Annotated in this window: 4 protein-coding genes; 3 read left to right on the plus strand and 1 reads right to left on the minus strand. The window is 71.5% G+C overall.

The window, feature by feature from the left end; genetic code table 11:
• The coding region (locus VGZ32_RS03020) for a nucleotidyltransferase family protein (protein WP_326884233.1) at positions 1-502 on the plus strand (502 nt) is incomplete at its 5' end.
• A 95-nt stretch (positions 503-597) separates the two neighbouring features.
• Positions 598-1,722 (plus strand): glutamate--cysteine ligase, encoded by a 1,125-nt coding sequence (locus VGZ32_RS03025; protein ID WP_326884234.1) that lies wholly within the window; start codon positions 598-600, stop codon positions 1,720-1,722.
• A 40-nt stretch (positions 1,723-1,762) separates the two neighbouring features.
• On the opposite strand, the gene VGZ32_RS03030 is transcribed toward VGZ32_RS03025, so the two are convergent.
• Positions 1,763-3,067, minus strand: coding sequence for an alanine racemase (locus VGZ32_RS03030; RefSeq protein WP_326884235.1), 1,305 nt, complete (start codon positions 3,065-3,067; stop codon positions 1,763-1,765).
• 100 nt (positions 3,068-3,167) lie between these two features.
• Between VGZ32_RS03030 and VGZ32_RS03035 the strand changes: the two genes are divergently transcribed.
• The coding region (locus VGZ32_RS03035) for a beta-N-acetylhexosaminidase (RefSeq protein WP_326884236.1) at positions 3,168-4,482 on the plus strand (1,315 nt) is incomplete at its 3' end.

Consider the following 4,482-nt stretch of genomic DNA (forward strand, 5'->3'; position numbering starts at 1 on the left):
CGTCGACCGCGCGGCCCGGGTCGCCCGCGAAGGCGGCTGCGACCCGGTGATCTGCGTCCTCGGCGCGGGCGCGGACGACGTGCTCCACCTCGCCCGGGCCGACACGCTCGACCAGGCGGTCGTCAACCCGGACTGGTCGACCGGCCTGAGCTCGTCCCTGCGCGCGGGCCTCGCGGCCGTGCCCGCCGCGTGCGGCGCCGTCCTCATCCTCCTGGCCGACCAGCCGTTCATCACCGCCGAAGCCGTGGTCAAGGTCGTGGCCGCGCACCGGGCCGGAGCGGAGATCGCCGCCGCCGCATACACCGGCCGCCGCGGCCATCCGGTCCTGGTCGCCGCGCAGCACCTGCCCGACGTCGCAGCGAGCGCGACCGGCGACGGCGGCGCGCGCGACTTCCTGCGCGCCCGCGAGGAGGACATCACGCTGGTCGACTGCACGGGCCTGGGCCGCCCGGTCGACATCGACCAGCCCGCGGACCTGGGCCTGCTCGCGCAGGAGCAGTAGCGCCCCGGTCTCCCGGGTACGCCAACCGGGCTGCGAATCCGGACGACCCGGGGCATAGCACGGTTCCGCCCCCGGCCGCAGGGTATCTGTAGGGCGTGATCACACTCGGCGTCGAGGAGGAGTACCTCCTGTTCGATCCGGCGACCGGCCTGCCCGCGGCCGTCGCCGAAGAGGTCCTGGACGTCGCAGGGCTCGATGACGCGGTCTCGGTGGCCGAGGTCCAGCACGAACTGCTGCAGATCCAGCTCGAGGTCGCCACCCCGGTGTGCGAGTCGCTCGACGAGGTCGGCGGCCACCTGCTGCGGCTGCGCCACGCGCTGGGCACCGCGGCGGAACGGGTGGGCTGCCGGATCGGCGCCTCCGGCTCCGCGCCGTTCTCGGTCGACGGCCACCCGGAGATCACCGACACCCGGCGCTACCGCTCGATGTACGAGGACGCGCCTCAGCTGGTCGACGAGCAGATGATCAACGGCATGCACGTGCACGTCGCGGTGCCGGACCGGGCCGCCGGGGTGTTCGTGCTCAACCGTTTGCGGCCGTGGCTGCCTGTGCTGGTCGCGGTCGGCGCGAACTCGCCGCTGTGGCGTGGGCGCGACACCGGGTTCGCCAGCTGGCGCACCGTCGTGTTCGGGCGGTGGCCGGTCACCGGGCCGCCCCCGCCGTTCGCCGACGCCGCCGACTACGACCGGCGGGTGCGCGCACTGGTGACCGGCGGCGCGATCCGCGACAGCGGCCAGATCTACTGGCAGGCGCGCCTGTCCGAGCGCTACCCCACCCTTGAGGTGCGCGCCCCAGACGTGCAGATGCGCGTCGAGGAGACGGTCATGCTGGCCGGCCTGATCAGAGGGCTGGTGCTCACGGCGCTGCGCGAGCGGCGGGCGGACGGGACCTTCCCCGACGAGCCGGATCCGCCGCCGACGCCGGAACTGGTGAACGCGGCCGGATGGCATGCGGCGCGGCAGGGTTTGGAAGGGCTGCTGGTCGGCGTCGGCGGCGGCCCGGTTCAGGCCCGCGACGCGGTGCAGGACCTGCTCAAGTACGTCACCCCGGCGCTCGACGAGTGCGGCGACAGCGAACAGGTCACCGCGCTGGTCGGCCTGCTGCTCGAGGACGGCAACGGATGCCGCCGCCAGCGCCGCGCCCTGGCCGAGTCGGGGCCGCTCGGCGTGCTCAACCTGCTCGCGACCGAGACGGTGGCCGGCAGCGACCTCGTCGGCTGACCGGCCTGGCAGGGAGCTGGAAGACAGCGAGCTAGAAGAATTAGAAGAAGGTCCGGATTAGGTCGACGACGTGTTCGTCCTCGACGACCGGGATCAGCTGCCACTTGTCGAACGCGGTGCACGGGTGCGAGATCCCGCACGCGACGATGTCGCCGACGGCCGGGCGCGTCTCCGGGCCGTGCGTGAGGAAGGCGTGCTGGTCCGCGAGTCCGGAGATCGAGCAGCCGGTCAACTCGACACGCTCGCCGTCCGTGGCGCGGCGCAGCCAATGCGGCTCCGGCGGCCCGAGGTCGATCGGCGCGTCCCGCTTGCCGAAGTCGAGCAGCGCGAGTCCTGGTTCGGGCATTGAGATCACCCGGCCGAGCACGCTCAGCGCCGGCCGGAACCCGGTGGTACCGGCGCCGCCGTCGGCGACGGCGAACGGTGTCAGCCTTCGATAATGGCCGTCGTCGTGCGTCACATACGCACCGCTGCGGAGCACGGGCCGCACCGGCCGGGAGAGGCTTAGCGGTGCCGTCAACGCGTCAACGACGTCGTCGAAATATGCGCTGCCGCCTGCCGTCAGCACGATCTCCTCGGCCTCGTCGAACAGGCCGAGTTCGTCCATGGCCGCGGCCGTCTTGCGGACGAAGCGCAGGTAGCTGCGAATGCGCTCGAGCGCGGCGGGGGAGCGGTCCCCGGCCAGCGCCCCCTCGAACCCGCCGACCCCGACCAGGCGCAGGTTCGCGGCGTCTCGGACCGCCCGCCCGACCGCGACCGCCGTCTCAATGTCGCGGCACCCTGTGCGTCCTCCAGGCAGTCCGAGGTCGACGATCACTTCGATGAGCCGGCCAGTGCCCGGTGCCGGTGCCGGTGTCGCATCGCGCAGTGCTGACTCCATCAGCGCGACGCCCTCCACCGAATCGGCGAAGCACAAGAATCGGAACCCTGCGTCGCGTTCGAGCTCGCGCGCGATCCACGTCAGCGCGTCCGGGTCGATCAGCTCGTTCCCGAGGAGGACGGTGTTCACGCCGAACCGGCGGTAGACCCGCACGTGCGCGATGGTGGCCGCCGTGATGCCCCATGCGCCTGCCGCGAGCTGCCGCGCGAACAGCTGCGGCGCCATCGTAGTCTTGCCGTGCGGGGCGAGGTCCACCCCGCGCTGGGCACAGTAATCGGCCATGAGCGCGATGTTGTGCTCGAGCGCGCCGGCATCGAGCATCATGAGCGGGGTGGAGAACTCGGCCAGCGCCGGTTTTGCCGCGACGAGGTCGGCGACGGTCCTGCCGTGGAACACCGAGGGGAAGCCCTTGAACCGCCAATCGACCGATTCCGCACCCAGGGCCGCCAGCGCCGCGTCGTCCACCCGGCCTCCCGCGTGTAATTGCTCCTCTGCCTGATCGGTTGTAACATCCCGGCCTCGGTGGGTCAATGAGCAGCGCGGTTCACGAGCAGGTGGAGACCACATGGGCGCGTCGGACACGCAGACAGCGGACACGGACTCGGACGCGGTGGACATGAATACAGCGCTCGGCCTCGTGCCGTGTCCGGCCGAGATCAAGCGGAGCGACGGGTGGTTCGAGCTGTCCGCCGCCACCGGCCTCGACGCCGACTCCGGCAGCGCGGGAGTAGCGGCCTTGCTTCGCGGGTGGCTCACCCCGGCCACCGGTTTCCCGCTGCGCGACGCGCCAGCGCCGTCAGACCTCGTGATCTCGCTGCGCTCCGACGCAGCCGACCTTGGCGCGGAGGAGTACCGGCTCATCGTCGAACCCGGCCGCGCGTCGATTGAATCCGGCGACGCCGCAGGGGTTTTCTACGGCGCTCAGACCCTGCGCGCGCTTCTCGGTCCCCACGCGTACCGCAGTGCCCGTGTCTACGACAGGCCCTGGCGGATTCCAGCACTGACGATCGCCGACCGCCCCCGATTCGGCTGGCGCGGCGCACTGCTCGACGTCGCCCGGCATTTCCTGCCTGTGCGCGACGTACTGCGCTTCATCGACCAGATAGCGCTGCACAAACTCAACATCCTGCATCTGCACCTGACCGACGACCAGGGCTGGCGCGTCGAGATCAAGCGGCATCCCCGACTCACGGAGGTCGGCGCGTGGCGGCGGGAGAGCCCGATCGGCGACCGGCGCCACGAACGCTTCGACGGACGCCCGCACGGCGGTTACTACGCCCAGGACGACATCCGCGAAATCGTCGCCTACGCGGCCGAGCGGCACATCACCGTCGTCCCAGAGATCGACGTTCCCGGACATACCGGCGCCGCCATCGCCGCTTACCCCGAACTCGGCAATACCGACGCGCCCGGCCACCCGGCAGCTCCCGAGGTCGTCACTCGCTGGGGCATCCACGAGGGTGTCCTCAACGCCGAGGAATCCACCCTGCGGTTCGTCTTCGAGGTCTTCGACGAGGTCCTCGAGCTCTTCCCGGGCCAGTATGTCGGCGTCGGCGGCGACGAATGCCCTGCCGTCCAATGGGAGAACAGCCCGCGCGCGCAGGTCCGCATCGCCGAACTCGGCCTCCCGTCAGCCGACGCGATCCGCGACTGGTACACCGCGAGGCTCGGAGAGTATCTGGCCGCGCGAGGCAGAACACTGCTCGGCTGGGACGAGATCTGCGACAGCGGCATCCAGCCGCCTCTGCGCGACGACGCCAGCGGCACAGTCGTCGGCGCCTGGCGCTCGGCCGAGCACGGTGTTGCTGCGGCCCGCGCCGGGTATCGCGTGGTCCTGTGTCCCGAAGACCAGGTCTACCTGGACTGGCGCCAGGCCGACG

The organism is Actinocrinis sp. (assembly GCF_035938995.1).
Classification (GTDB): Bacteria; Actinomycetota; Actinomycetes; order Streptomycetales; family Catenulisporaceae; genus DASZGI01.